Raw genomic sequence first — 21,684 nt, 5'->3', positions numbered from 1 at the left:
ATAATTAAATTGAAATTGTCTTATCGGAGGCCACAATGACAACCGAAACAGTCCTGCTCATCGGCCGCGAGGCGCGGAACGCCCGCGAGGTCCTCGACGCGCACGCCGCGCGACTCGGCCGCCGCGCCGACGTCGACGAGGTGGCGGTGGCGACCTACGAGTCCGAGCCGGTCCGCGAGCTCCGCGGCGCCTTCGAGCGCGTCGGCGGCGACGTGGTCTACGCGGTCCCGATGTGTACGGCACACACCCACGACACCCTCACCGAGATCCCGGCGGCGCTCTCGTACGTCCCGGGCGACGTGCGCTACTGCGAGCCGCTCGGCGGCAGCCCCGCCGTCACCGAGGTGATCGCCGAGCGCGGCGGCGAACGCGTCCCGGCGGCGGAGGACGTCTCGCTCGTCCTCGTCGGCTTCGGCAGCAGCTCGAAGCCGTATCACCGACAGACCGCGGACTACCACGCCGCGCGGCTCCGCGAGCGCTCGGGCTACGGCGAGGTCCTGACGTGTTACCTCCTCCAGAACCCGGCCGTCGAGTGCGTCCGCTACAACGCGACGATGGACCGGGCGGTCGCGGTGCCGCTGTTCCTTTCCCGGACCGAAGCGACGGAGCGGCGGATCCCCGAGGAGCTCGAACTCGGCCGCGGCGGCATCGAGTACGCCGACCCGTTCGGCACCCACCCGCGGATCACCGACGCGCTCCACGCCGAGGTCGAAAAGCAGCGCGCGCTGGCGGCCGGCGACGACGGCGAGGAGACGTTCGAGGCACAGCTCGCGCGGACCAACCGCCCCGTCGCGACGGACGGGGAGGGCCGGCCGTGACGGAGCATCGGCGCACCGCCGGGGTCGCGACCCGCGTATGAGAGGCGTCGTCGTCGGCGGGACGCGCTCCGGCGTCGGCAAGACGGTCGCCGCCCTCGCGGTCCTCCGTGCGCTCGACGCCGCCGGCCGCGACGTCCAGCCCGCGAAGGCGGGCCCCGACTTCATCGACCCGAGTCACCACGCCCAGGTCGCCGGTCGCCCATCGCGCACGCTCGACCTGTGGCTCCAGGGCGAGGCGGGGCTCCGGCGGAACTACTACCGCGGCGAGGGGGACGTCTGCGTCGTCGAGGGCGTGATGGGGCTCTACGACGGCGACGGATCGAGCACCGCGGCGGTCGCCGAGGCGCTCGACCTGCCGGTCGTGCTCGTCGTCGACGCGAAGGCGGGAATGGAGAGCGTCGCCGCGACCGCGGTGGGCTTCCGGGAGTTCGCCGCCCACGCCGGCCGCGACGTCGACGTCGCGGGCGTGATCGCCCAGCGCGCCCACGGCGGCCGGCACGAGCAGGGCATCCGCGACGCCCTGCCCGAGGGCTTGCAGTACTTCGGCCGGATTCCGCCCCGAGAGGACCTGGAGATCCCCGATCGACACCTCGGACTCCGGATGGGCGACGAGTCGCCGCTCTCTACCGAAGCGCTCGACGCAGCCGCCGACGGGATCCGCGTCGATCGCCTGCTCGACGTCGCGCGGTCGCCGCCGCGCCCGCAGAACGTCGAATCGGCGGGCGAGCGGACCAGCGCCCGCGTCGCGGTCGCCCGCGACGACGCCTTCCGGTTCTGCTACCCGGCGACGCTCGAACGCCTCCGCGAGCGCGCCGACGTCGTGACCTTCCAGCCGACCGCCGGCGACGCGCTCCCGGCCTGCGACGGCGTCTACCTCCCCGGCGGCTACCCGGAACTCCACGCCGCGGCTTTGTCGGAGAGCCCCGCACTGACGCAGATCGCCGACGCGGCGGCCGACGGGCGCCCGATCTACGGCGAGTGCGGCGGGCTGATGGCGCTCGCGGAGTCGCTGACGACCGTCGAGGGCGAGACCCACCGGATGGCCGGCGTCCTCCCCGCGGACGTCCGGATGCGCGAGCGGTACCAGGCGCTCGATCACGTCGAACTCCGCGCCCGCGACGGCGCGCTCACGGCGGCCGCGGGCGAAACGCTCCGCGGCCACGAGTTCCACTACTCCGAGGCCGACTCCGCGGAGGATGCCCGCTTCGCCTTCGACGTCGAGCGCGGCGACGGCATCGACGGCGACCACGACGGGCTCTGCGAGTACGAGACGCTCGGGACTTACTGCCACGTCCATCCCGAGAGCGGCGCGTTCGACGCCTTTCTGGACGCGCTCTGATCTCGCTCTCATCCCCCGGAGACGAAGATCCTTCACGCCCGACCGCGTACGTCTCGCAATGACAGCAGACGCTCCCGACACCCCGTTGCCCGACGAGACCCGACTCGGCCGCGTCGCGCTCCGCGTCGAAGACCTCGACGAGATGACCGCGTTCTACCGGAGGGTCGTCGGCCTCGACGTACTGGAGCGCTCGGACGCCGCTGCAACGCTCGGCGCCGGCGACGATCCCGTGCTTCGACTCGTCCGCGATGCGGCGGCCGCGCCCCGCGACCGCTCGCAGGCGGGGCTGTTCCACAGCGCGTTCCGCGTTCCCTCGCGGACGGCGCTCGGCGCCGCCCTCGAACGCGTCCGCGAGCGCTGGACCCTTTCGGGCGCCTCGGACCACGACGTCAGCGAGGCGCTCTACCTCTCAGATCCCGAGGACAACGGCGTCGAGATCTACCGCGACCGCCCGCGCGAGGCGTGGCCGCGGAGCGCCGACGGCACGGCCGAGATGGGCACCTACCCGCTGGACCTGGAGTCGCTCGCCGAAGCCTCGGACGGGGCCGCCGACGCGCCGACGGGGACGGACCTCGGCCACGTCCACCTGGAGGCGACGTCGCTTCCGGACGCGCGGTCGTTCTACGTCGACGCCCTCGGCTTCGGCGTGCAGGTCGAAGACCGCGGGGCGCTCTTCCTCGCCGCGGGCGACTACCACCACCACGTCGGCGTCAACACCTGGAACCGACGGACGTCTCCGGCCGGCGGTCGGGGCCTCTCGTGGTTCGAGATCGTCGTGCCCGACACCGAAACCCTGGTCGCGGTCCGAGACCGGCTCGCTGACGCCGGCGTCGAGTCCCGCGAGATCGACCGCGGGATCGAGGTCCGCGATCCGGACGACGTCGCCGTTCGGCTGCGCGCCGAGTGACGACGAGCCGAACCGCACTTGACGGCCGCCCGGCTATCTGATCCTGAGATGCACGGCGTCCGCGAGTGTCCCGATCACGGCTTCGTCGCCGCCGACTCGTGTCCGGACTGCGGCGCCGACGTGAGTATCGTACTGTCCGGCGACCGGCGCGAGCGGCTCTCGCGCTTTCTCAGCTACGCGCTCCGCCACGGCCCCGGCGACGCGGGGATCGAACTGACCGACGCGGGCTGGGCGCCGTTCGTCGAGGTCGTCGCCGCGGCGACCGAACAGTACGACTGGGTCGGAGAGACGGCCGTCAGGGGCGTCGTCGCCGTCGATCCGAAGGGGCGGTTCGAGCTCGACGGCGATCGGATCCGCGCGACCTACGGCCACTCGGTCGACGTCGATCTGGAATCGACGGATCGGCCCGTGCCGGATACGCTGTATCACGGCACCGACCCGGACAGCGTGGCGAAGATCCGCCGCGAGGGACTGCGGCCGATGAGCCGGCAGTTGGTCCACCTCTCCGACAGCGAGGCCGAGGCGCTCGCGGTCGGCAGTCGACACGCCGCGGACCCGGTCCTCCTGGTCGTCGACGCGGCCGCGATGCTGAACGCTGGGCACGACATCACGAAGCGGGGCCGGGGCGTGTACACGACCGAGCGGGTGCCGCCGCGCTTCCTCACTCTCGTGGGCGGGCCCGAGTGATCACTCGTCGGGGCTGACCCGCGAGAGCCGCATCGCGTTCCCGGTGACGCCGAGGGTCATCCCCGCGTCGCCGGCGAGGACGGCCAGCCAGATCGGGACGTAGCCGAACGGGACGCCGACCGCGAGGAGCGCCTTGATCCCCAGGCTCGCCCAGATGTTCTGCCGGATGACGCCGTTGGCGTCGCCCGCGAGTTCGTACAGATAGGGGAGCTTCGAGAGGTCGTCGGCCATCAGCGCCACGTCGGCGGTCTCCAGGGCGGTGTCGGTGCCGGCCGCGCCCATCGCGACGCCCACGGTGGCGGTCGCCAGCGCGGGCGCGTCGTTGATGCCGTCGCCGACCATCGCGACGCCGCCGGGCGCGCTGTCGCGCTCGTGTTCCGCGACGAGCGATTCGATGGCTGCGACCTTCTCCTCGGGGAGCAGTTCCGCGCGGTACTCGTCGACGCCGACCCGCTCGGCGATGGCGCGGGCGGTCCGTTCGTTGTCGCCGGTGAGCATCACGGTCTTCGAGACGCCGAGGTCGCGCAGCCGGGCGACCGCGCGTTCGGCCTCCGGGCGGACCTCGTCGGCGACCGCGATGACGCCCTCAAGTTCGCCGCCTTCGGTTCCCGATTCGGCGTCGGACCCGGACTCGGGCTTTCCGACCAGGATCACGGTCTTGCCCTGGGACTGGAGTTCGGGGACCGTCGTTTCAAGGAGGTCGAGGCAGTCGTTCCGTTCACACAGTTGCTTCGCCGTCCGGGTGACGACGCCGCCGTCGGTGGTCGCGTGGACGTGCGAGAGGTCGAATCCGAGCTCCTCGAACAGCCCGGGCTTGCCCGCGACGTGCGGCGTGCCGCCGAGGTCCGCGCGGACGCCCTTCCCGGTGAGCGCCTCGAAGGACTCGATCTCGGCCGTGTCGTCGCCGCCGACGCCGGCCTCGCCCGCGGCCGCGACGATGGCCTCGCCGACGGGGTGTTCGCTCCGGGCTTCCAGCCCGCGGGCGCAGCGGAGGACGTCGGCCTCGCTGTTGCCGTTCAGCGGGACCACGTCGGTCACGGTCAGTTCGCCGGTGGTGAGCGTGCCGGTCTTGTCGAAGGCGACGGCGTCGACCGCGCCCATCGCTTCGAGGTGGGTGCCGCCCTTGATCAGGACGCCGTTCTTCGCCGCGCTCGTGATGCCCGAGACGACAGAGACCGGCGTCGAGATGACGAACGCGCAGGGGCACGCCAGCACGAGGAGCGTCAGCCCGTAGACGACCGCGGTCGGCCACGTCACGCCGAGGACGAACGGCGCGCCAACGGTCGTCAGGGCCGCGAAGGCGACGACGACCGGCGTGTAGTACGACGAAAAGCGCTCGACGAACTGCTCGCGCTCGGTCTTCTTCGACTCGGCCTCGGCGACCATCTCGACGATCCGCGAGAGGGTGTCCTCGCCCGCGGTCGAGGTCACCTCGACTTCGAGGTAGCCGCCCTCGTTGATCGTCCCCGCGAAGACCTCGTCGCCGACGGTCTTGTCCACGGGCACGCTCTCGCCGGTGATCGGCGCCTGATTCACCGCGCTCTCGCCCTCGACGACCGCGCCGTCCATCGGGATCTTCTCGCCCGGGCGGACGACCACGACGTCGCCGCGTTCGACCTCCTCGACGGGGAGGGTGACCTCCTCGCCGTCGCGCTTCACCGTCGCCGCGTCGGGCGAGAGGTCCATCAGTTCCGCGAGGGAGTCGCGGGCGCGGTCCATCGCGTAGGACTCCAGCAGCTCGGCGACGTTGAAGAGGAACGCCAGCGTCGCGGCCTCGAAGTACAGGGCCTCGCCGAACGCGAGGCTGGCGAGTAAGGCGCCGACGATGGCCGCAGACATCAGGAAGTCGATGTCGAGGTTGCGGTTCCGCGCGGAGTAGTAGCCGTCGCGGAGGATCACCTGGCCGCCGCTCGCGACGGCGACGAGGAAGAGCACGTCCGCCAGGAGGAGTTCGGCGCCGAGGACGCTCGCGACGCGGACGTTGGCGCCGGCGAGGAAGAACTCGAAGAGCAGACCCAGGGTCAGAAAGCCGCCGCTGATCCAGGTCTTGATCCCGCGGGTGCTGGTCCAGACCGATCCGGCGTCCGATTCGGCGTCGGCGTCGTCGCTGTTCTCATTTCCGCCCGCGCTTTCGTCCCCGTTCGTTACCTCGTAGCCGGCGGATTCGATCGCCGCCACGAGGTCCTCGCGCGACGCCTCCGGGCCGTAGTCGACGCGGACGCGCCCCGTGGTCGGGCTGGTCTCGAAGCGCCGGATTCCCGCCACGCGGTCGAGCGCGCTCTCGACCTTGCTGGCGCAGGAGGCGCAGTCCATCCCCGGGACCGACAGCGTCGCCGAGCGGACGTCGACGTCGGCGACGCCGTAGCCCGCCCGTTCGATGTGGTCCCCGATGGCGGCGACGTCCGTCTCGGCCGCGTCGTAGGCGACCGTGAGCGTCCCGCTCGCGACCCGCGGGTCGACGTCGTCGACGCCCGCGGCCCCGGCGAGCGCCGACTCGACCTTCCCCGCGCAGGACGGACAGTCCATCTCGGGGACCTCGAACGTCGCCGTCGCGCGCTCGCCGGACGCGTCCGGACGTCCCCGATTTCCCTCGACGTCGGGCGCTTCGTGGTCGTCTGCGGCCTCGTTTTCTCCGGTCGATTCTGTCATTACGTGAACCGAGTGGCTCCGGTCTTATTAATATCGCTGCTATAAATCTGCCGTGAAATCGCACCTTCTAATAATATATGTCGTTTAAGTTAATAACTGGGCTCGGACTGCCGCGCACGATACATTAACTTCGGCCGGAGTGAATTAAATAATAATTACACTTATTTCGATCGATCACGCGGTCTGATGTGATGTCACGCACTGTCACAGCCGCGTTGGTCGACGAACCGGACACGGACGGATTCACGGTGAAGGACGTCGAACTGGACGATCCCAAGGCGGGCGAGGTACGCGTCGAGATCGAGTACGCGGGCGCGTGCCACACGGACTGGCACGCCGTCGAGGGCGCCCTCCAGCGGAACTATCCCGTCGTCGCGGGTCACGAGGGCGCCGGGCGAGTCGTCGAGGTCGGCCCCGGCGTCACGGGCGTCGAACCCGGCGACCGCGTCCTCACGCTGTGGGTCCCCGCCTGCGGCGTCTGCGAGATGTGCGTCAAGGGGATGCAGCATCTCTGTGTCCGCGGCGGCGAGAGCCTCTACGAGGGCCACCTGCTCGACGACACCTGTCGGTTCCACGACGGCGACGAGGACCTCGCGCAGTTCCTCACGCTCGGGACCTTCGCCGAGGAGGTCGTCGTCCCCGAGTCGGAGGTCTACCCGATCCCGGACGAACTCCCGACCGACGTCGCCTCGATCATCGGCTGCGGCGTCGTGACGGGCTACGGGTCGGGCGCACACCGCGCGGACATCGAGCCCAACGACACCGTCGTCGTCGTCGGCGCGGGCAACGTCGGTCTGAACGCCGTCCAGGGCGCGACCCACGCCGGCGCGGGGACGGTGATCGCGAGCGACCCCGTCGCGATGAAGCGCGAGAAGGCCCTGGAGTTCGGCGCGGACCGCGCCGTCGACCCCGAGGAGACGGACCTCGAATCGGTCGTCCGCGACGCCGATCCCTTCGGCGCCGACGCGGTCATCCTCTCTGTCGGCGTCGCCAGCGGCGAGCTCGTCGCCGACCTCGTTCCCCTCCTGGGCCCGCGCGGCGAACTCATCATCACCGCGGGGTCGGCCGCCGAGAGCATCCCGATCTCGCCCCAGCAACTCCTCGACGGCGAGCGCGAGATGAAGGGCTGTCTCTACGGCGGCGCGAGCCCCCGGCAAACGACGGGCGAGGTCATCGACCGCTACCTCGACGGGGACTACTACCTCGACGAACTCATCACCCGCGAGTACGACCTCGAAGAGATCAACGACGCCTACGACAACCTCCTCGGCGGCGAGGACGTCCACAGCGTCCTGAAGATCTGAGCGACGCTTTCGGACAGTTTTCGTAACAATCCGATTTTTTCGTCGATATATGTATATGGCCGGCAATATCGGCCATTTACTAATAAAACCGACATAGGCGGATTTCGATCGTTTCCAACCGACAATATCGGCGAATCTGACGAATATACCGCTCTCGGTCGCCGTCTGAGTTGAGTCGGTATTGTCCGCGAGGTGAACACCTAAGTACGATAATCATATTCTTTCGTTATATGGCGACAACTTCAGCCGAAAGCGAGTGGTCCCGACAGTACATCGACGGCGAGTGGGTGTCCGCGTCGTCGGGGGAGACGCTCGCGGTGACGGATCCCTCCACGCGCGAGACGCTCTTCGAGGTGCCTGCCGCGACCGAGGCGGACGTCGACGCGGCCTACGAGGCCGCGGCCCGCGCCCAGGAGGAGTGGGCCGACGCGGCGCCCGGGCGGCGACAGGAAGCGGTACTGGAGGCGATGAACAACCTCGAAGAGCGCTTCGACGAGACGGTCCAACTCCTGCTCTCGGAGGGCGGCTCCTCGATGGCGAAGGCGAACATCGAGACCGAGAACACGGTCGCCCAGATGGCGGAGGCGGCGACGTTCCCCTCGCGGATGAAGGGCGAACACGCGGGCTCGAACATCCCCGGCAAGGAGAACGTCGTCGAGCGGCGGCCCGAGGGGATCGTCTCTGCCATCACGCCGTGGAACTTCCCGCTCGTCCTCACGATGCGGGCGGTCGCACCCGCGATCGCGATGGGGAACTCGGTCGTCCTCAAGCCCTCCTCGGAGACGCCCGTCACGGGCGGCCTCCTCATCGCGGAGCTGTTCGAGGACGTCGGCCTCCCCGACGGCGTGCTCAACGTCGTCACCGGCACGGGCTCGGCGATCGGCGACGCCGTCGCCGGCCACCCCGACGCCGACGTGGTCGCGTTCACCGGCTCGACCCCCGTCGGACGGGAGGTCGCGTCGATGGCCGCCCGCAACCTCGCGGCGCCCGCGATGGAGCTCGGCGGCAACAACGCCCACATCGTCACCGCCGACGCCGACGTCGAGGACGCGGCCGAGGCCGGCGCGTTCGGGTCGTTCATCCACTCGGGACAGATCTGCATCTCGATCAACCGCCACATCGTCCACGAGGACGTCTACGACCAGTACGTCGAGATCCTCGCGGGCTACGCCGAGGGGATCCCGACCGGGAGCGTCCACGACCCCGAGAACATCGTCGGCCCGATCATCAACGAGTCACAGCGCGACCAGATCCTCGACTACATCCAGGACACCGTCGACGCGGGCGCGACGCTCGTGACCGGCAACGAGGCCCACGAACTCGACGGCGTCGAGGACTCGCTGGTCCTCGAACCGACCGTCCTCGCGGACGTCACGAACGATATGCCGACCGCGTGCAACGAGCACTTCGGACCCGTCGCACCGGTCATCAAGGCCAGCGATGTCGACGAAGCGGTCGAGATCGCCAACGCCACCGACTACGGGCTCTCCGGGAGCGTCTACGCCGGCGACACCGGCCGCGGCCGCGAGATCGCAAAACGCGTCGAGACGGGGATGATCCACGTCAACGACCAGCCGATCAACGAGGAGCCCCACATGCCGTTCGGCGGCGTCGGCGCCTCCGGCATCGGCGCGTTCAACGCCGAGGAAGTCATCCACGAGTTCACCCGCCCGAAGTGGGTGAGCGTCCAGCACGAACAGCGCGACTACGGGTTCTGAGCGGCCTCAGCGCCCTCGGTCCCGAGCCAGCTCCCGGATCTCCTCGCGGCCGGCCTCGATGTGGCCCCCGTGGAAGCAGAACGTCCGCTCGACGTCGAGTTCGGCCAGGTCGGCGACGCTCTCCCAGGCCGTCTCCGGATCGGGCGTCGCGTCCTCGCGCGGCCCCGAGAGCGCGCCGTCGACGACGTTGAGCGCGTCGGCGGCCGCGAGCACCCCCGGCTCGGGAAGGAAGTAAGAGGTGTGTCCCGGGGTGTGACCGGGCGTGTGGACCGCGCACATCGGGCCCGCCGCGGTCGCGAACGTCTCGCCGCCCACGATCTCTAAATCGACCGTGACTGGCTCGAAGTCGGGGCGGTCGTCCCCGCCTTTGATGAGCTCGCGCTCGCCTTCGAGATAGGGCGCGTCGGCCTCGTGGGCGATCACCACCGCACCGGTCTCCTCGACGACGGCCGCCAGACACCCCGCGTGGTCGAGGTCCTGGTGAGTCACCGCGACCGCCCAGACGTCGTCGAGCGCGAGCCCCTCGGCCGCGAGCGCCTCGCGGAGGTCCTCGCGGCCGCCGGGAAGTCCGACGTCGAGGAGGACGAGTCCGCGCGGCGTCTCGACCGCGACGGGCCTGATCGTGAGCTCCCGCCCGGCGAACGCGACGTCCAGTTCCAGGCCGTACACGCCGTCCGTGAGTCGCATACGCCGACTCCGGGCGCCGACGTTGTGAATCGGGTCGCTTGCGGAGAATGCGTCCGGATTCGGACCCAGAATATAAATCACCGGACTCATCCGGCAGTATTGACACCCGGATACCACACGTATCCATCGCCAGGACGATGACGATCACGCGCTCACCGACGAACGAGACCGACGGCGACGCACCCCTCCGAGTCGTCCGGGTCGGCGATCGAGCGGTCGCGTACGCCGAATACGGCGACCCGGACGGCACACCGCTCCTGTTCCTCCACGGGACGCCCGGCTCCCGTCTGCTGGGGCGGCTGCTCGATGCGGCCGCACGAGAGCACGAGGTCCGAGTGTTCGCACCCGACCGCCTGGGATACGGGGCGTCGGACCCGTGGCCCGACAGGACAATCGAGGAGACGGCGGACGCGCTCGTCGCGGTCCTCGACGACGCCGACGTCGCTTCTGCCGGCCTCGTCGCGTTCTCCGGCGGCGCGCCCTACGGCCTCGCGGCGGCGACTCGACACCCCGAGCGCTTCGATCGGCTCGACGTCGTCTCCGGCGCCGTGCCCCCGGCGCTATCCGACGAGACGCCGCCGATTCAGCGGCTTCTCCACCGGATGGCGCGGTCGACGCCCGCGCTTCTCCAAGCTCTTCTCCGCGGTCAGGCGTGGCTCTCCGCCCAGCTGGACCCCGCGGCCGTCGTCGCCCAGTACACCACCGACGGCGCCGACGACGTCCCCGAGGACGCGGCGGCGGTCGTCAAGGCCGACTTCCTGGAAGCCGTCGGCGGCGACGCGGCGGCCGCCGCCGTCGAGTTCCGCCACGCCGCTCGGTGGGACCCTGCGACGGACGGACCGCCGATCGCCGTCCGATTCCACCACGGGAGTCGCGACGCGAACGTGCCGATCGACGGCGCCCGTCGATTCGCCGATCACTTCCCGGGGGCGGCGTTCGACGAGTACGAGGGCGCCGACCACCTCGGCGCGCTCCTGCGCGCCGTGCCGGACGTGGTGGGCGCACAGCGGGACGAGCGGGAGCTGGCGGCGTCGCCGGCCTGATAGTGATTACTCTCGTCTCTTACCGCCGAGCGCCGTCACCGGGCGTCGCGTTCGGCGGTAAACGGTGAGAGTAATCACTACGAATCGTCGCGGCGGCGAGATCAGCAGACCGCGAACCGAACACGATGATTGATGGTCCGACCGGGCGAACGTCGGCTCAGCGCCGAATGAAGCAGGTCCAGTTCTCGATCGAGTACCCGGACCGCCTCCGGCATCCCCTCCACCGGGCGGTCGTCGATACCGATTCGGTTTCGCGTGCGGAGTTGCTGATGTGGAGTCCGACCGCGGACGCGACGACGCTGCTGTGGTTCGACGCGGATCCCGACGCCGTCCGCGCGGTGCTCTCGGCGATCGAGTCGCTCGCCGAGCGCTCGCTCGTCCGCGACGGCGGGGGTACCTACGCCTTCCTCAGCCAGGCGGCCTACGAGTTCCCCGATCCCGTCTTGGAAGTCGTCGCAGACGCGGCCGTGATCTTCGTCCCGCCGGTCGTCTTTTCGTCTTCAGGGCCGGTGACCTTCGAGGCCGTCGGCGAGGCGTCGGCGCTCTCGGACCTCCGGGAGTCGCTGTCGGCGCTCGGAGCGATCGAGATCGAGCGCGTTCGCCCGTTCGCGAGGTCCTCGTCGCCCTCGCGGCTCACAGAGCGGCAGGCCGCGGCGCTCGACGCCGCGGTGTCGGTCGGCTACTACGAGGTCCCGCGGACCGGGAGCATCGTGGACGTCGCCGCCGCGCTCGACTGCGCGACGAGCACCGCGGGCGAACTGGTCCGGAAGGCCGAGTCGGCGGTGCTCCGCGAGTACGCCGGGACGGAGTGAGTCGGAAAAACTGGTGGCGTGGCGCGTCGTTCAGGCGATGACGAGCCACGCCGCGAGGACGACGAGGCCGCCGATCGACGTCGAGACGACGGCGTGGACCCGGAGGCGGTCCAGCACCGCGTGGGCGTCGCCCGAGACAGACAGCATACTGTGGATCTCGCTGCCGATCTCACACCGGGGCAGGAAGTCCATCGCGACGTGGAGGAAGACGCCGGCCGCGAAGCCGAAGACGAGGCCGCGGACCGGCCCCGACGCGGGCAGCGCGATCATCGAGGTGGCGATGCCGGCGATCCCGACGCCCGTCGCGGGCAGGAGGAGGATCGACGCGTTCCGGCCGGCGTTCGCGAGCCGCCGGGCGGCGGCGTAGCCCGCGGGTCCCTTGTGGGAGACGATCGCCAGCCCCAGCAACGCCCCGAGTTCGGGCATGTTCCCGTAGATGATGCCGATGATGGCGCCCGCGGAGAAGGCGTGGGCGGTCAGTTCCGCGACCGTCCGGTCGATCGGGAGGTCCATATGGGCGAGTCGATGCCCGACCGTGTGGGAGGCAAAGCCCGCGAGCAGGCCGAACGCGACGCCGAAGCCGCCCCACTGCGGGTGCTGGCCGATCGCCTGCGGGACCAGGAAGACGGCCGCGCTCGTCACCATCGCGCCCGCGGCGAGCCCGTAGCCCCACACCAGCGCGCCGCCGCTCTCGGCTCTCGTCCGCGCTCCGAGCGGCGCCGCCAACGCCATCGCCAGGAACGCGACCCACGAGATCCCGACCAGCTTCCCGTGGTTCTCGATGCTCATCGCGACCGCGAGGATCGAAAGCCCCACCAACACCAGCGTCGCGAGGAGCCCGACCGTCGAGATCCGATCGCGGATATGAAAGCCGCCGTCCGAATTAATAACGCTCACGTTCATAACACGAACGCTCGTTTTAATAAGCGTGTCGGAGCGAGGCGTCGCGGCAGACTACTCCGGATTCGGCGTCGGAAAGCCGCCTCACCGCGATCGCGTCGCCCGCTTCCAGGTCCGGAGATCGACGCGTTCGCCGTCGATCTCCTCGGCGTCGGCCTCGCCGGCGGCCCACACGAACATCGGCGCGACGTCTTCGGGCGCGCGCCCGCCGGGACCGCTGAGATCGGTCTCGACGATCCCGGGATCGACGACCGCCGCGGTCTGGTCGGCGTCGGCAGCGACCTGCCGGATCACGGCTTCGGCGGCCGCCTTCGAGACCGCGTACGCGCCCATCCCCGGCTTGGCGTCGACGGCGACGGACCCCGACGGCACGAGCAAGCGCCCGTCGGCCGGCATCCGCGCGAGCCCCTCCTTCGCGGCCGCGAAGACCCCGCGGAGGTTCGTCTGGACCGTGTCGTCGAAGCGGTCGTAGGACTCCTCGTGGATCGGCATCTCGCCGGGATCGCCGTGGTTGACGCCCGCGTTCGCCACCACGACGTCGACTCCGTCTCCGGGGCCGATCCCGTCGGCGACGTCCATCGCCCGCTCGACGTCGGTGGCGACCCGCACGTCGGCGCGGACGCCCTCGATCGGCGCGTCGCGCTCGGCGTCGGCGGCTTCCCGCGTCGCCCGCGCGTCGGCGACGGCCTCGTCGAGCGCGTCGACGTCCCGCGCACAGCCGACGACTGCGGCGCCCTCGCCGGCGAACGCTCCCAGGAGCGCCCGGCCGATTCCTCGACTCGCGCCCGTCACGACGACCGTCGCGTCGGTGAGCGTCATATCGACTCCTGGGTCCGTTCGCAGGTAAAGATTCTCGCCGCCGGGAGCCTCGGCGACCCGCTCGGTCAGTCGATTTATGGTTTCGACGCCCCACGACCCGCTATGGACACTCCCCCGGACCTCGACGCGCTCGCCGGCGCCGACGTCGTCGTGATCGGCGGCGGCTTCGGCGGCCTCTCGACGGCGTGCTACCTCGCGGACGCGGGCGCGGAGGTCACCCTCCTGGAGAAGAACGGCCAGCTGGGCGGCCGCGCCAGCCGGCTGGAGGTCGAGGGCTTCCGGTTCGATATGGGCCCCTCGTGGTACCTGATGCCCGACGTCTTCGAGCGGTTCTTCTCGCACTTCGGCCGCGAGCCGTCGGACTACTACGACCTCACCCGCCTGGATCCGCACTACCGGATCTTCTTCAAGGACGGCGACCGCGTGGACATGGTCCCGGACCTCGAACGGAACCGACAGGTGTTCGAGTCCTACGAGCCCGGCGCGGGCGAGCGCTTCGACGAGTACCTGGAGAAGTCGAAGACGAACTACGAGGTGGGAATGGAACACTTCGTCTACGAGGACCGGAGCTCGCTTTCGGACTTCATAGACTGGGACGTCGCAAAGCAGGCCCGCGGGCTCTCGCTCGTCGGCTCGATGCAGGACCACGTCGAAGAGTACTTCGAGCATCCGAAGCTCCAGCAGATAATGCAGTACACGCTGGTGTTCCTCGGCGGCGCGCCGAACAACACCCCGGCGCTCTACAATCTGATGAGCCACGTCGACTTCAATATGGGCGTGTACTACCCCGAGAACGGCCTCGGCGGCGTCGTCGACGGCATCGCGGAGATGGGAAGGGAACTCGGCGTGGACTACCGCCTCGACAGCCCGGTCGCGGAGATCAAAGGCCGCGAGGGCGCCTTCGCCGTCCGCACCGAGTCCGGCGCGGAGTGGTTCCCCGACTACGTCGTCAGCGACGCCGACTACCGGCACACGGAGATGGAGCTCCTCGACGAGGGGAAGCGCCAGTACGACGAGGACTACTGGGAGTCGCGGACCTACGCGCCCTCGGCGTTCCTCCTCTATCTGGGCGTCGAGGGCGACGTCGACCCGCTCGAACACCACACCCTGGTCCTGCCGACCGACTGGGACGCGCACTTCGAGCAGATCTTCGACGACCCGGCGTGGCCCGACGACCCGGCGTACTACCTCTGTGTTCCCTCCGAGACCGACGACGACGTCGCGCCCGAGGGCCACTCGAACCTCTTCGCGCTCGTGCCCATCGCGGCCGGGCTGGAGGACACCCCGGAGATGCGGCAGGAGTACCGCGACCTCGTCCTCGACGACATCGCCGAGCACACCGGCGTCGACCTCCGGGACCGGATCGTCGTCGAGGAGTCCTTCTGCGTCTCCGACTTCGCCGAGCGCTACAACGCCACGAAGGGGACCGCGCTGGGGCTCGCCCACACGCTCAGACAGACCGCGCTGTTCCGGCCGCCCCACAGATCGGAGGCCGTCGAGGGCCTCTACTTCACGGGCGCGTTCACGACGCCCGGCATCGGCGTGCCGATGTGTCTCATCAGCGGCGAGCTAACGGCGGAAGCGATGGCCGAGCGGGCGGGCTGAACTGATATGTCCGGGGGAACCTTCGGGCGAGTGCGCTACCTGCTGACGCTGTCGCGGCCGCGCTTTTGGCTCTACCTCGCGGGCCCGGTCGTCGTCGGCGTCGCGTTCGGCGTCGACTCGACGGGCGGGCTGTTCACGCCGCTCACCGTGGGGCTGTTCGCGTACTTTCTCCTGCCGGCGAACGTCTTCCTCTACGGCGTCAACGACGTCTTCGACGCCGACGTCGACACCGAGAACCCCAAGAAGTCGGATCGAGAGGCGCGCTGGCGGGGCGATACGGTCGTCGCCGCGGTCGTCGTCGCCTCGACGCTCCTGGGCGCGGCCACGTTCGCCGCTACGCCCACGCTCGCGTGGCCGTACCTCGCGGGCTTCTTCCTGCTCGGCTTCCAGTACTCGGCGCCGCCGCTGCGCTTCAAGACGACGCCCTTCCTCGACTCGCTGTCGAACGGGCTCTACGTCCTGCCGGGCGCGGCCGCCTACGCCGCCGTCGCGGGCTCGCATCCGCCGCTGGCGGCGGTCGCCGCCGCGTGGCTCTGGACGATGGGGATGCACACCTTCTCGGCGATCCCCGACATCGAACCCGACCGCGAGGCCGGGATCAGGACGACGGCGACGTTCCTCGGCGAGCGCCGGACGCTCGCGTACTGCCTCGCGTGCTGGCTCGCCGCGGCGGCCGTCTTCGGACTGGTCGACGGTCGCATCGGCCTCCTCCTCGCGGCGTACCCGGTGTTGGTGTTCGCGATCTATCTCTCGGATGTCGACGTCGACCGGGCGTACTGGTGGTATCCCGTCGTCAACACCGCCGTCGGGACGCTTCTCACTCTCGGCGCGCTCTGGAGGCTCGTCAATGCCTGACCCGCCGGAGTCGCGGGAGTCGGTCGACTCTTCGCGCCTGGGCTCGCTCCGCGCCGGTCTCCCTCGCTTCCGTGCGGAGTGGGAGCGCCGGCTGGAACGCCTCGTCCGCGAGAACCGCTTTACCATCTCGGTGTTCTTCCCCCTCAACGGGATCGTGCTCCTCTTGGCCAGCGCCGAGGGCGTCCTGCCCGAGCCGCTGGCGTTCAACGGCCTGCTGATCCTCCTGGGGACGGCGGTGATGCGCTCGCCGCTCGTCGTCGGCGTCCTCCCGATCACCGACCGGCGAGCGGCGGCCGGCGTCGGCGCCTTGACGCTCTACGCGTACGGGATCGAGTACCTGGGCGTTCACACCGGGATTCCCTACGGGGACTTCTTCTACGGGGTCGACCTCGGGCCGATCGTCGCGGGCGTCCCGCTGGGGCTTCCGATCTTCTTCATCCCCTTGGTGATGAACTCCTATCTCCTCTGTCTGCTCCTGCTCGGCGAGCGCGCCGCGCGGACCGGGGTCAGATTGGCCGCGGTCATCGCCGCGGTGCTGGCGATGGACGTCGTCCTCGACCCCGGGGCGGTCGCGCTCGGCTTCTGGGTCTACCCGAGCGGCGGCGCGTTCTACGGCGTGCCGCTCTCGAACTACGCCGGCTGGGTCCTCTCGGCGACGGTCGCGACCCTCGCGCTCGACTGGGGCTACGACCGGCGCGCGCTCTTGAATCGGCTGGCGGACTGTGAGTTCCTGCTGGACGACCTGGTCTCCTTTGTCATCCTCTGGGGCGGGATCAACGCGTGGTTCGGCAACTGGATTCCGGTCGCGGGGGCCGTGCTGTTCGGGCTCGGTCTCCTCCGGACGGACCGGTTCGATATGCCGCTGTCGGGCGGGCTCGCTACTCTCCGCCGGTGAAGCCCCGGAGCCAGCCCGAGACGCGGCCGCCCCGCCGCGACGCTCCCGAGGGGTGGCTCGGCGACGGCCCGGAGTGGCCGGGATCCCGCGCCGCGTCGCCGTCCTCGGGGTAGGGAACGACGCTGACCCGCCGGAACACCGCGACGGGGTCGCGCTCGATCGCCCAGAAGAGGCGCGTCTTCGCCAGGAGATAGAGCTTCCGCGCCGCCGACAGCGACGGCGTCGTCGAGAGGACGTCGCAGTCGCGCTTGCGGATCTCGCGGTGGTGGTCGGCGTAGAGGACCGCCGCGAGCAACACCGCGAACTGGCAGTCCTCGGGGAGGTAGTCGATGCCGGCGACGCCCTCTCGATACAGCGCCTCCGCGCGCTCCAGTTCGTCTTCCATCGCCGCCCGGAAGTTCTCGTCGTACTCGAAGTTCAGGAGCTGTTCCTCGGTGACGTCGTGCTTCCGGAGAGTCTCTCTCGGGAGGTAGATCCGGTCGCGCTCTATGATGTCCTCGCGGACGTCCCGGAGGAAGTTCGAGAGCTGGAACGCCTCGCCGAGCGCCGTCGCGTGCGGCAGCGCCGCGTCGGCCTGCGGCGTCTCCATAATCTCGGTCATCATCCGGCCGACCGCGGCCGCCGAGCCGTCCATGTACGCCTCCAGTTCCTCGTAGGTCTCGTAGCGGTCGGTGTCGATGTCCGCGAGCATCGCGTCGATGAAGGTGTCGACGTCGGACGCGGGGATGTCGTGCCGCTCGCGGAGTTCGGCGAACGCCGTCAGCACCGGGTCGTCGGACGACTCCTCGCCGAGGGCCTGGCGACGGAGGGTTTCCAGTCGCCGGCGCTGTTCCGCCGGCGCGGGGGTCTCCTCGGCGTCGACGACCTCGTCGGCGACCCGGAAGAAGGCATAGAGGACGTACGTCGCGTGCCGGACCCGCTCGGGCAGGACGCGCGTCGCCAGGTGGAACGTCTTCCCGGTGCGCCGCTGGATCGCCTTACTCTGTCGGATCTGTTCTTCTCTCACCATCGTTAGGTGCTACGGGTCGGGGTGTCTCGTCGCGATTCCGTCCGGCCACGCATCTGTCATCTCTGATACGGACTGAATTCATATAACGCTTCGTGCCGATTTGACACCGATCCGACCGCAGTCCGAACGGTCGGCCACCAGACTCATATACTATGAATCGGCGGTTCGCGCTTTCCAGTATCAGATCACCAAAATGTGTCGCTGCAGTCGTAGACCACCCCGTGCTCGGGGCAGACGTACTTGCAGTGTCGCCGGGCCATCGATCGCCCGCAGAGCGGACAGGGCCGGCCGGGCGGCGTCTCGGTCGCGTCGCTCACGTTCGTCCGGGCGGTCGCAGTCGACAAGAAGGTTCGCGTCCGGCGACGAAAATCGGAAGTCGATCGCTACGCCAGCGAGCGCCTCAGCACTCGGACCAGCCGCAGGCCTCGCAGGTCTTGCACCCCTCCGAGAAGTACAGCGACATACTGCCGCACTCGGGGCACTCGGGGCTCTCGCCCGCCGCCAACAGGTCGTCGGTCGCGTCGTCGGCGCCGGCGGCCGCGGCGTTGGTCCGGTCGGCGGACTCGCCGACGTCCACGTCGCCGACGTCGACCGTCGCGCCGCCGTCGGTCTGCCGGCCGGGCGTGCTGGCCTCCGTCTCGCCGTCTTCCGACAGCTCGGTCAGGTTCTGCTGCTGCGGGTAGCCCTTGTCGATCTCGCCGTCGAGGTAGCGCCGCATCGCCGTGCCGATCGCGTCCGGGATGGAGTTGATCTGCTCGCCCTTGTCCCAGGCGACCTTCGGGCTGCGGATGCCCTGGAGCTCGCTGGCGATCTCGTTGGGATCGACGCCCGAGCGCAGCGCCGTCGAGATCGTCTTCGCGAGCGCCTCGGTGAAGGAGGCGGTGAAGCCGCCGGAGTTGCCGATGTTCGCGAACAGCTCGAACGGCTTTCCATCCTGGTCCTCGTTGATGTTGACATAAAGCTTGCCGTAGCCCGTGTCGATGCGCTGGGTGACGCCGTGGAGGACGTCCGGACGCGGGCGCTTCTTGCCGAGGTCGGTCTCGCCGTCCGCGGCCGAAAGCAGCCGCTCGACCTCGCTGTCGATGGCCGCCTGTACCTCGTCGCTCTCGAGGAAGCCCTCGACGCCGCCGAAGACCTCCCGGATCTGCTCGACGAGCGCCTCCGCGGCCTCGCTCTCGTCGGCGAAGTCGGTGTTCTGCGCGCGCGTCGTCAGCACCTGCTTCGAGCGCGTGCCGTCGCGGTAGACGGTGACGCCCTTCCCGCCGTTGCGGTAGATGTAGCGGTAGACCTCGTCCATGTCCTCCTTCGAGGCCGAGTTCGGGAAGTTACAGGTCTTCGAGATGGCGGAGTCGACGCCCTCCTGGGTGGCGCACTGCACCGCGGCGTGCTGCTTGCCGGAGAGGTCGCCGGTGACGACGAACAGCTCCGAGATCGCGTCGGGCACCGTCGACAGCGACGAGACGCCGTCGAACTCGTTCGCGGCCATCTGCTCTTGGGCCTCTTCCTTCACCGTGTCGACGTCGATGTCGTTGGCCTCCAGGACACGGAGGAAGTAGTCGTCGAACTCGACGAGCATCTCGTCGCCCTGGACGTCGTCGGAGACGTTCTTGTAGTAGGCGACGTTGTAGATGGGCTCGATCCCGCCCGTCGTGTTGCCGACCATCGAGGTCGTGCCCGTCGGCGCGACCGTCGTGGTGTTGTGGTTCCGGATCGGGTAGCCCTCGGCCCAGTCGTCGGCGTCCTCGCCGGTGTGGTGCTCGAACCACTCGCGGTACTCGGTCGGGTTCGCGTACTTGGAGTCGTCCCAGTCGTTGAACGAGCCGCGGGTCTCCGCGAGCTCGTGGCTCGTCCGCTTGGACTCGTGGTTGATGTGCGTCATCAGCTGGCGGGCGACCTCGTTGCCCGCCTCGGTGCCGTACTGGATGCCGAGCTGGATGTACAGCTGGGCCAGCCCCATCACGCCGAGGCCGATCTTCCGCATGTCCCGGACCTTCTGTTCGATCTCCGGCACCGGGAAGTCCGACATCGTGACGACGTTTTCGAGGAACCGCGTTCCCCGGTCGATCCGGTAGTCGAACTCCTCCCAGTCGATCGCTTCTTCCAAAAAGGCGTCGACGGCGTCGTCGAAGGAGTCGTACTCGTCGCCGTGGGCGTCGTACCAGACGCGCCAGTCGGGCGCGTCGAAGTCGACGAGCGTCGAGAGATTGATGTGGCCGAGGTTACAGGCCTCGTACTCCTCCAGCGGCTGCTCGCCGCAGGGGTTCGTCGCCAGGATCTGGTGGTCGGGGTGTTCCTCGACGTCGAAGGAGTGCTGCTTGTTGACGCGTTCGAGGTAGATCACGCCCGGCTCGCCGTTCTCGTGGGCGCCCTCGACGATGTGGTCCCACAGGTCCTGGGCCGGGACCGAAAGTTCCTCGCCGACCTCGACGTGTTCGCCGAGGTCGAACATCTCGTAGAGCTCCTTCGTCTCGGGCGTGGCGACGTGCGGCTCGCCCGTCCGGGGGTTGGTGAAGGTGAACTCCTCGCCCTCGAACAGCGCGTCCATGAAGTCGTCCGTGATGCCGACCGAGATGTTGAAGTTCGAGAGGTGGCCCTCGACCGCGTTCCGGAGGTGCTTGGGGACGCGGCCCTCGTCGTCGATGAGTTCGCGCGCCTCCTCCAGGGCGTCCTGGAAGGAGTTGTGGGTGTAGTCGTCGGGGTCGTTGAGCCGCAGGGTGTGGGCCAGAGAGACGTCCTTGTTCTTGGCGTGGATGAACTGGATGACGTCCGGGTGGCTGACCCGCATTACCCCCATCTGCGCGCCGCGTCGTGCGCCCCCCTGCGCGATGGTCTCACACAGCTGGTCGTAGGTCCGCATAAAGGTGATCGGCCCCGAGGCGATGCCGCCGGTCGAGCCGACGGGGTCGCCGTAGGGGCGGAGCCGCCAGAAGGCATAGCCCATCCCGCCGCCGCTCTGGAAGACCTGCGCGGCCTCCTTGGCGGTCTGGTGGATGTCGTCGATGTCGTCGTCGGGCGAGTCGACGAAACACGCCGACAACTGTTGAAGCTCGTCGCCCGCGTTCATCAGCGTCGGGGAGTTCGGCATGAAGGAGAGCGAGTCCATCAGCGACTCGAACTCCTCGCGGGTCTCTTCGACCTGCGTGCGGATCTCGTCCGGCAGCTCGGGGACGACGGTGTCGTAGGCGAACTTGTTGACGTTGTAGACAGAAAGCGCCGTCTCGGCGTCGGCGTCGGCGGTGACGCCCTTGCCGAACACCTCTTCTGCGAGTTCGTCCCGACGCGGGTGGTCGGGCTTCAGCTGCTCGGGCGTGACGGTGACCTCGACGCCTTGGTTTTCGGCCTCGAAGACGGCCGCCGCGAGCGCGACGTTCTTCGCGACGCGGGGGAAGAGGTCCTCCTGGGACTCGATGAGTTCGCCGTCGGCGTCCTTGCGGAGGTACCGCGCCGGCAGAATGTTGTGGTACGCGTTCGCGGTGAGTCGCTCTTCGAGCGTCTCCCCGTCGGTCCGCTTGACGGGCAGTTCCAGGTCGTCGACTCTCTCGGGCTGATTGCTCATTTACTGTTCCTCCCGCCCTGTGGAAGTCCACCGGGCGATTTCGACTCGTGCGACTGGCTCAGTTCCGGTCATTTGTGACGA

The 21,684-nt window shown here is 69.4% G+C and carries 18 protein-coding genes; 11 read left to right on the top strand and 7 right to left on the bottom strand.

Features of this window, described 5'->3' with window-relative positions:
• The first annotated feature begins 35 nt into the window (after nucleotides 1-35).
• Genes OS889_RS11350 through OS889_RS11335 form a run of 4 tightly spaced genes read left to right on the top strand, consistent with a single transcriptional unit; the run spans nucleotide 36 to nucleotide 3,751 of the window.
• Nucleotides 36-818: a CbiX/SirB N-terminal domain-containing protein gene (locus OS889_RS11350; protein WP_372389919.1), complete on the top strand. Its 783-nt coding sequence runs from the start codon at nucleotides 36-38 to the stop codon at nucleotides 816-818.
• A gap of 37 nt (nucleotides 819-855) precedes the next feature.
• A complete protein-coding gene (locus OS889_RS11345; protein ID WP_372389917.1) occupies nucleotides 856-2,157 on the top strand; it encodes a cobyrinic acid a,c-diamide synthase in 1,302 nt (433 codons plus the stop codon).
• Nucleotides 2,158-2,215: 58 nt separating this feature from the next.
• Nucleotides 2,216-3,064 carry a VOC family protein gene (locus OS889_RS11340; RefSeq protein ID WP_372389915.1) on the top strand — a complete coding sequence of 283 codons (849 nt, stop codon included), beginning with the start codon at nucleotides 2,216-2,218 and terminating at the stop codon, nucleotides 3,062-3,064.
• Between the two features lie 48 nt (nucleotides 3,065-3,112).
• Nucleotides 3,113-3,751, top strand: coding sequence for an RNA 2'-phosphotransferase (locus tag OS889_RS11335; RefSeq protein ID WP_372389914.1), 639 nt, complete (start codon nucleotides 3,113-3,115; stop codon nucleotides 3,749-3,751).
• On the opposite strand, the gene OS889_RS11330 is transcribed toward OS889_RS11335, so the two are convergent.
• Complete coding sequence (locus tag OS889_RS11330) at nucleotides 3,752-6,400, bottom strand: heavy metal translocating P-type ATPase (RefSeq protein ID WP_372389912.1); 2,649 nt, start codon at nucleotides 6,398-6,400, stop codon at nucleotides 3,752-3,754.
• Between the two features lie 191 nt (nucleotides 6,401-6,591).
• On the opposite strand from OS889_RS11330, the gene OS889_RS11325 reads away from it, so the two are divergent.
• Together OS889_RS11325 and OS889_RS11320 are read left to right on the top strand one after the other, a co-directional pair.
• On the top strand, nucleotides 6,592-7,704 hold the full coding sequence (locus OS889_RS11325; RefSeq protein ID WP_372389910.1) for an alcohol dehydrogenase catalytic domain-containing protein: 1,113 nt from the start codon (nucleotides 6,592-6,594) through the stop codon (nucleotides 7,702-7,704).
• Between the two features lie 230 nt (nucleotides 7,705-7,934).
• Nucleotides 7,935-9,422, top strand: a complete 1,488-nt coding sequence (locus OS889_RS11320; RefSeq protein ID WP_372389908.1) for an aldehyde dehydrogenase family protein — start codon at nucleotides 7,935-7,937, stop codon at nucleotides 9,420-9,422.
• Nucleotides 9,423-9,428: 6 nt separating this feature from the next.
• On the opposite strand, the gene OS889_RS11315 is transcribed toward OS889_RS11320, so the two are convergent.
• Nucleotides 9,429-10,109: an MBL fold metallo-hydrolase gene (locus OS889_RS11315; protein WP_372389907.1), complete on the bottom strand. Its 681-nt coding sequence runs from the start codon at nucleotides 10,107-10,109 to the stop codon at nucleotides 9,429-9,431.
• A gap of 137 nt (nucleotides 10,110-10,246) precedes the next feature.
• Here OS889_RS11315 and OS889_RS11310 point away from each other — a divergent pair, with 137 nt between their 5' ends.
• Nucleotides 10,247-11,152: an alpha/beta fold hydrolase gene (locus OS889_RS11310; protein ID WP_372389906.1), complete on the top strand. Its 906-nt coding sequence runs from the start codon at nucleotides 10,247-10,249 to the stop codon at nucleotides 11,150-11,152.
• Nucleotides 11,153-11,319: 167 nt separating this feature from the next.
• Nucleotides 11,320-11,964, top strand: coding sequence for a helix-turn-helix domain-containing protein (locus OS889_RS11305; RefSeq protein WP_372389905.1), 645 nt, complete (start codon nucleotides 11,320-11,322; stop codon nucleotides 11,962-11,964).
• Nucleotides 11,965-11,994: 30 nt separating this feature from the next.
• Here OS889_RS11305 and OS889_RS11300 read toward each other — a convergent pair whose 3' ends face one another.
• Nucleotides 11,995-12,828 (bottom strand): ZIP family metal transporter, encoded by an 834-nt coding sequence (locus OS889_RS11300; RefSeq protein WP_372391606.1) that lies wholly within the window; start codon nucleotides 12,826-12,828, stop codon nucleotides 11,995-11,997.
• 120 nt (nucleotides 12,829-12,948) lie between these two features.
• Nucleotides 12,949-13,683, bottom strand: a complete 735-nt coding sequence (locus OS889_RS11295; RefSeq protein ID WP_372389904.1) for an SDR family oxidoreductase — start codon at nucleotides 13,681-13,683, stop codon at nucleotides 12,949-12,951.
• Between the two features lie 102 nt (nucleotides 13,684-13,785).
• On the opposite strand from OS889_RS11295, the gene crtID reads away from it, so the two are divergent.
• Genes crtID through cruF form a run of 3 tightly spaced genes read left to right on the top strand, consistent with a single transcriptional unit; the run spans nucleotide 13,786 to nucleotide 17,038 of the window.
• Nucleotides 13,786-15,288: a bifunctional phytoene desaturase/3,4-desaturase gene (gene crtID / locus OS889_RS11290; RefSeq protein ID WP_372389903.1), complete on the top strand. Its 1,503-nt coding sequence runs from the start codon at nucleotides 13,786-13,788 to the stop codon at nucleotides 15,286-15,288.
• A 6-nt stretch (nucleotides 15,289-15,294) separates the two neighbouring features.
• A complete protein-coding gene (locus OS889_RS11285) occupies nucleotides 15,295-16,143 on the top strand; it encodes a prenyltransferase (RefSeq protein ID WP_372389902.1) in 849 nt (282 codons plus the stop codon).
• The gene (gene cruF, locus OS889_RS11280) at nucleotides 16,136-17,038 is read left to right on the top strand and encodes a bisanhydrobacterioruberin hydratase (RefSeq protein WP_372389901.1); all 903 of its coding nucleotides are present in this window, start codon (nucleotides 16,136-16,138) and stop codon (nucleotides 17,036-17,038) included. The genes OS889_RS11285 and cruF overlap by 8 nt, the downstream gene beginning before the upstream one ends.
• Here cruF and OS889_RS11275 read toward each other — a convergent pair.
• The 3 genes from OS889_RS11275 to OS889_RS11265 all read right to left on the bottom strand — a co-directional run bounded on the left by OS889_RS11275 (nucleotide 17,022) and on the right by OS889_RS11265 (nucleotide 21,603).
• Complete coding sequence (locus tag OS889_RS11275; RefSeq protein ID WP_372389900.1) at nucleotides 17,022-18,047, bottom strand: phytoene/squalene synthase family protein; 1,026 nt, start codon at nucleotides 18,045-18,047, stop codon at nucleotides 17,022-17,024. The two genes, cruF and OS889_RS11275, sit on opposite strands and share 17 nt — an antisense overlap.
• Before the next feature lie 185 nt (nucleotides 18,048-18,232).
• The gene (locus OS889_RS11270; RefSeq protein WP_372389898.1) at nucleotides 18,233-18,364 is read right to left on the bottom strand and encodes an HVO_2523 family zinc finger protein; all 132 of its coding nucleotides are present in this window, start codon (nucleotides 18,362-18,364) and stop codon (nucleotides 18,233-18,235) included.
• A gap of 83 nt (nucleotides 18,365-18,447) precedes the next feature.
• On the bottom strand, nucleotides 18,448-21,603 hold the full coding sequence (locus OS889_RS11265) for an adenosylcobalamin-dependent ribonucleoside-diphosphate reductase (RefSeq protein ID WP_372389897.1): 3,156 nt from the start codon (nucleotides 21,601-21,603) through the stop codon (nucleotides 18,448-18,450).
• Between the last annotated feature and the right edge of the window lie 81 nt (nucleotides 21,604-21,684).

Source organism: Halobellus sp. MBLA0158 (genome assembly GCF_041477585.1).
Taxonomy (GTDB): Archaea; Halobacteriota; Halobacteria; order Halobacteriales; family Haloferacaceae; genus Haloquadratum; species Haloquadratum rubicundus.
The sequence above is the reverse complement of the archived record's forward strand: the minus strand, read 5'-3'. Positions and strand labels throughout refer to the sequence as shown.

What these genes read in the sequence shown, in the direction of transcription:
- OS889_RS11285 (WP_372389902.1), top strand. Translation starts at nt 15,295, where the DNA reads ATGTCCGGGGGAACCTTCGGGCGAGTGCGCTACCTGCTGACGCTGTCG.
- OS889_RS11335 (WP_372389914.1), top strand. Translation starts at nt 3,113, where the DNA reads ATGCACGGCGTCCGCGAGTGTCCCGATCACGGCTTCGTCGCCGCCGAC.
- OS889_RS11295 (WP_372389904.1), bottom strand. Translation starts at nt 13,683, where the DNA reads ATGACGCTCACCGACGCGACGGTCGTCGTGACGGGCGCGAGTCGAGGA.
- OS889_RS11275 (WP_372389900.1), bottom strand. Translation starts at nt 18,047, where the DNA reads ATGGTGAGAGAAGAACAGATCCGACAGAGTAAGGCGATCCAGCGGCGC.
- OS889_RS11340 (WP_372389915.1), top strand. Translation starts at nt 2,216, where the DNA reads ATGACAGCAGACGCTCCCGACACCCCGTTGCCCGACGAGACCCGACTC.
- OS889_RS11320 (WP_372389908.1), top strand. Translation starts at nt 7,935, where the DNA reads ATGGCGACAACTTCAGCCGAAAGCGAGTGGTCCCGACAGTACATCGAC.
- OS889_RS11350 (WP_372389919.1), top strand. Translation starts at nt 36, where the DNA reads ATGACAACCGAAACAGTCCTGCTCATCGGCCGCGAGGCGCGGAACGCC.
- OS889_RS11345 (WP_372389917.1), top strand. Translation starts at nt 856, where the DNA reads ATGAGAGGCGTCGTCGTCGGCGGGACGCGCTCCGGCGTCGGCAAGACG.
- OS889_RS11310 (WP_372389906.1), top strand. Translation starts at nt 10,247, where the DNA reads ATGACGATCACGCGCTCACCGACGAACGAGACCGACGGCGACGCACCC.
- OS889_RS11315 (WP_372389907.1), bottom strand. Translation starts at nt 10,109, where the DNA reads ATGCGACTCACGGACGGCGTGTACGGCCTGGAACTGGACGTCGCGTTC.
- cruF (WP_372389901.1), top strand. Translation starts at nt 16,136, where the DNA reads ATGCCTGACCCGCCGGAGTCGCGGGAGTCGGTCGACTCTTCGCGCCTG.
- crtID (WP_372389903.1), top strand. Translation starts at nt 13,786, where the DNA reads ATGGACACTCCCCCGGACCTCGACGCGCTCGCCGGCGCCGACGTCGTC.
- OS889_RS11305 (WP_372389905.1), top strand. Translation starts at nt 11,320, where the DNA reads ATGAAGCAGGTCCAGTTCTCGATCGAGTACCCGGACCGCCTCCGGCAT.
- OS889_RS11325 (WP_372389910.1), top strand. Translation starts at nt 6,592, where the DNA reads ATGTCACGCACTGTCACAGCCGCGTTGGTCGACGAACCGGACACGGAC.
- OS889_RS11330 (WP_372389912.1), bottom strand. Translation starts at nt 6,400, where the DNA reads ATGACAGAATCGACCGGAGAAAACGAGGCCGCAGACGACCACGAAGCG.
- OS889_RS11265 (WP_372389897.1), bottom strand. Translation starts at nt 21,603, where the DNA reads ATGAGCAATCAGCCCGAGAGAGTCGACGACCTGGAACTGCCCGTCAAG.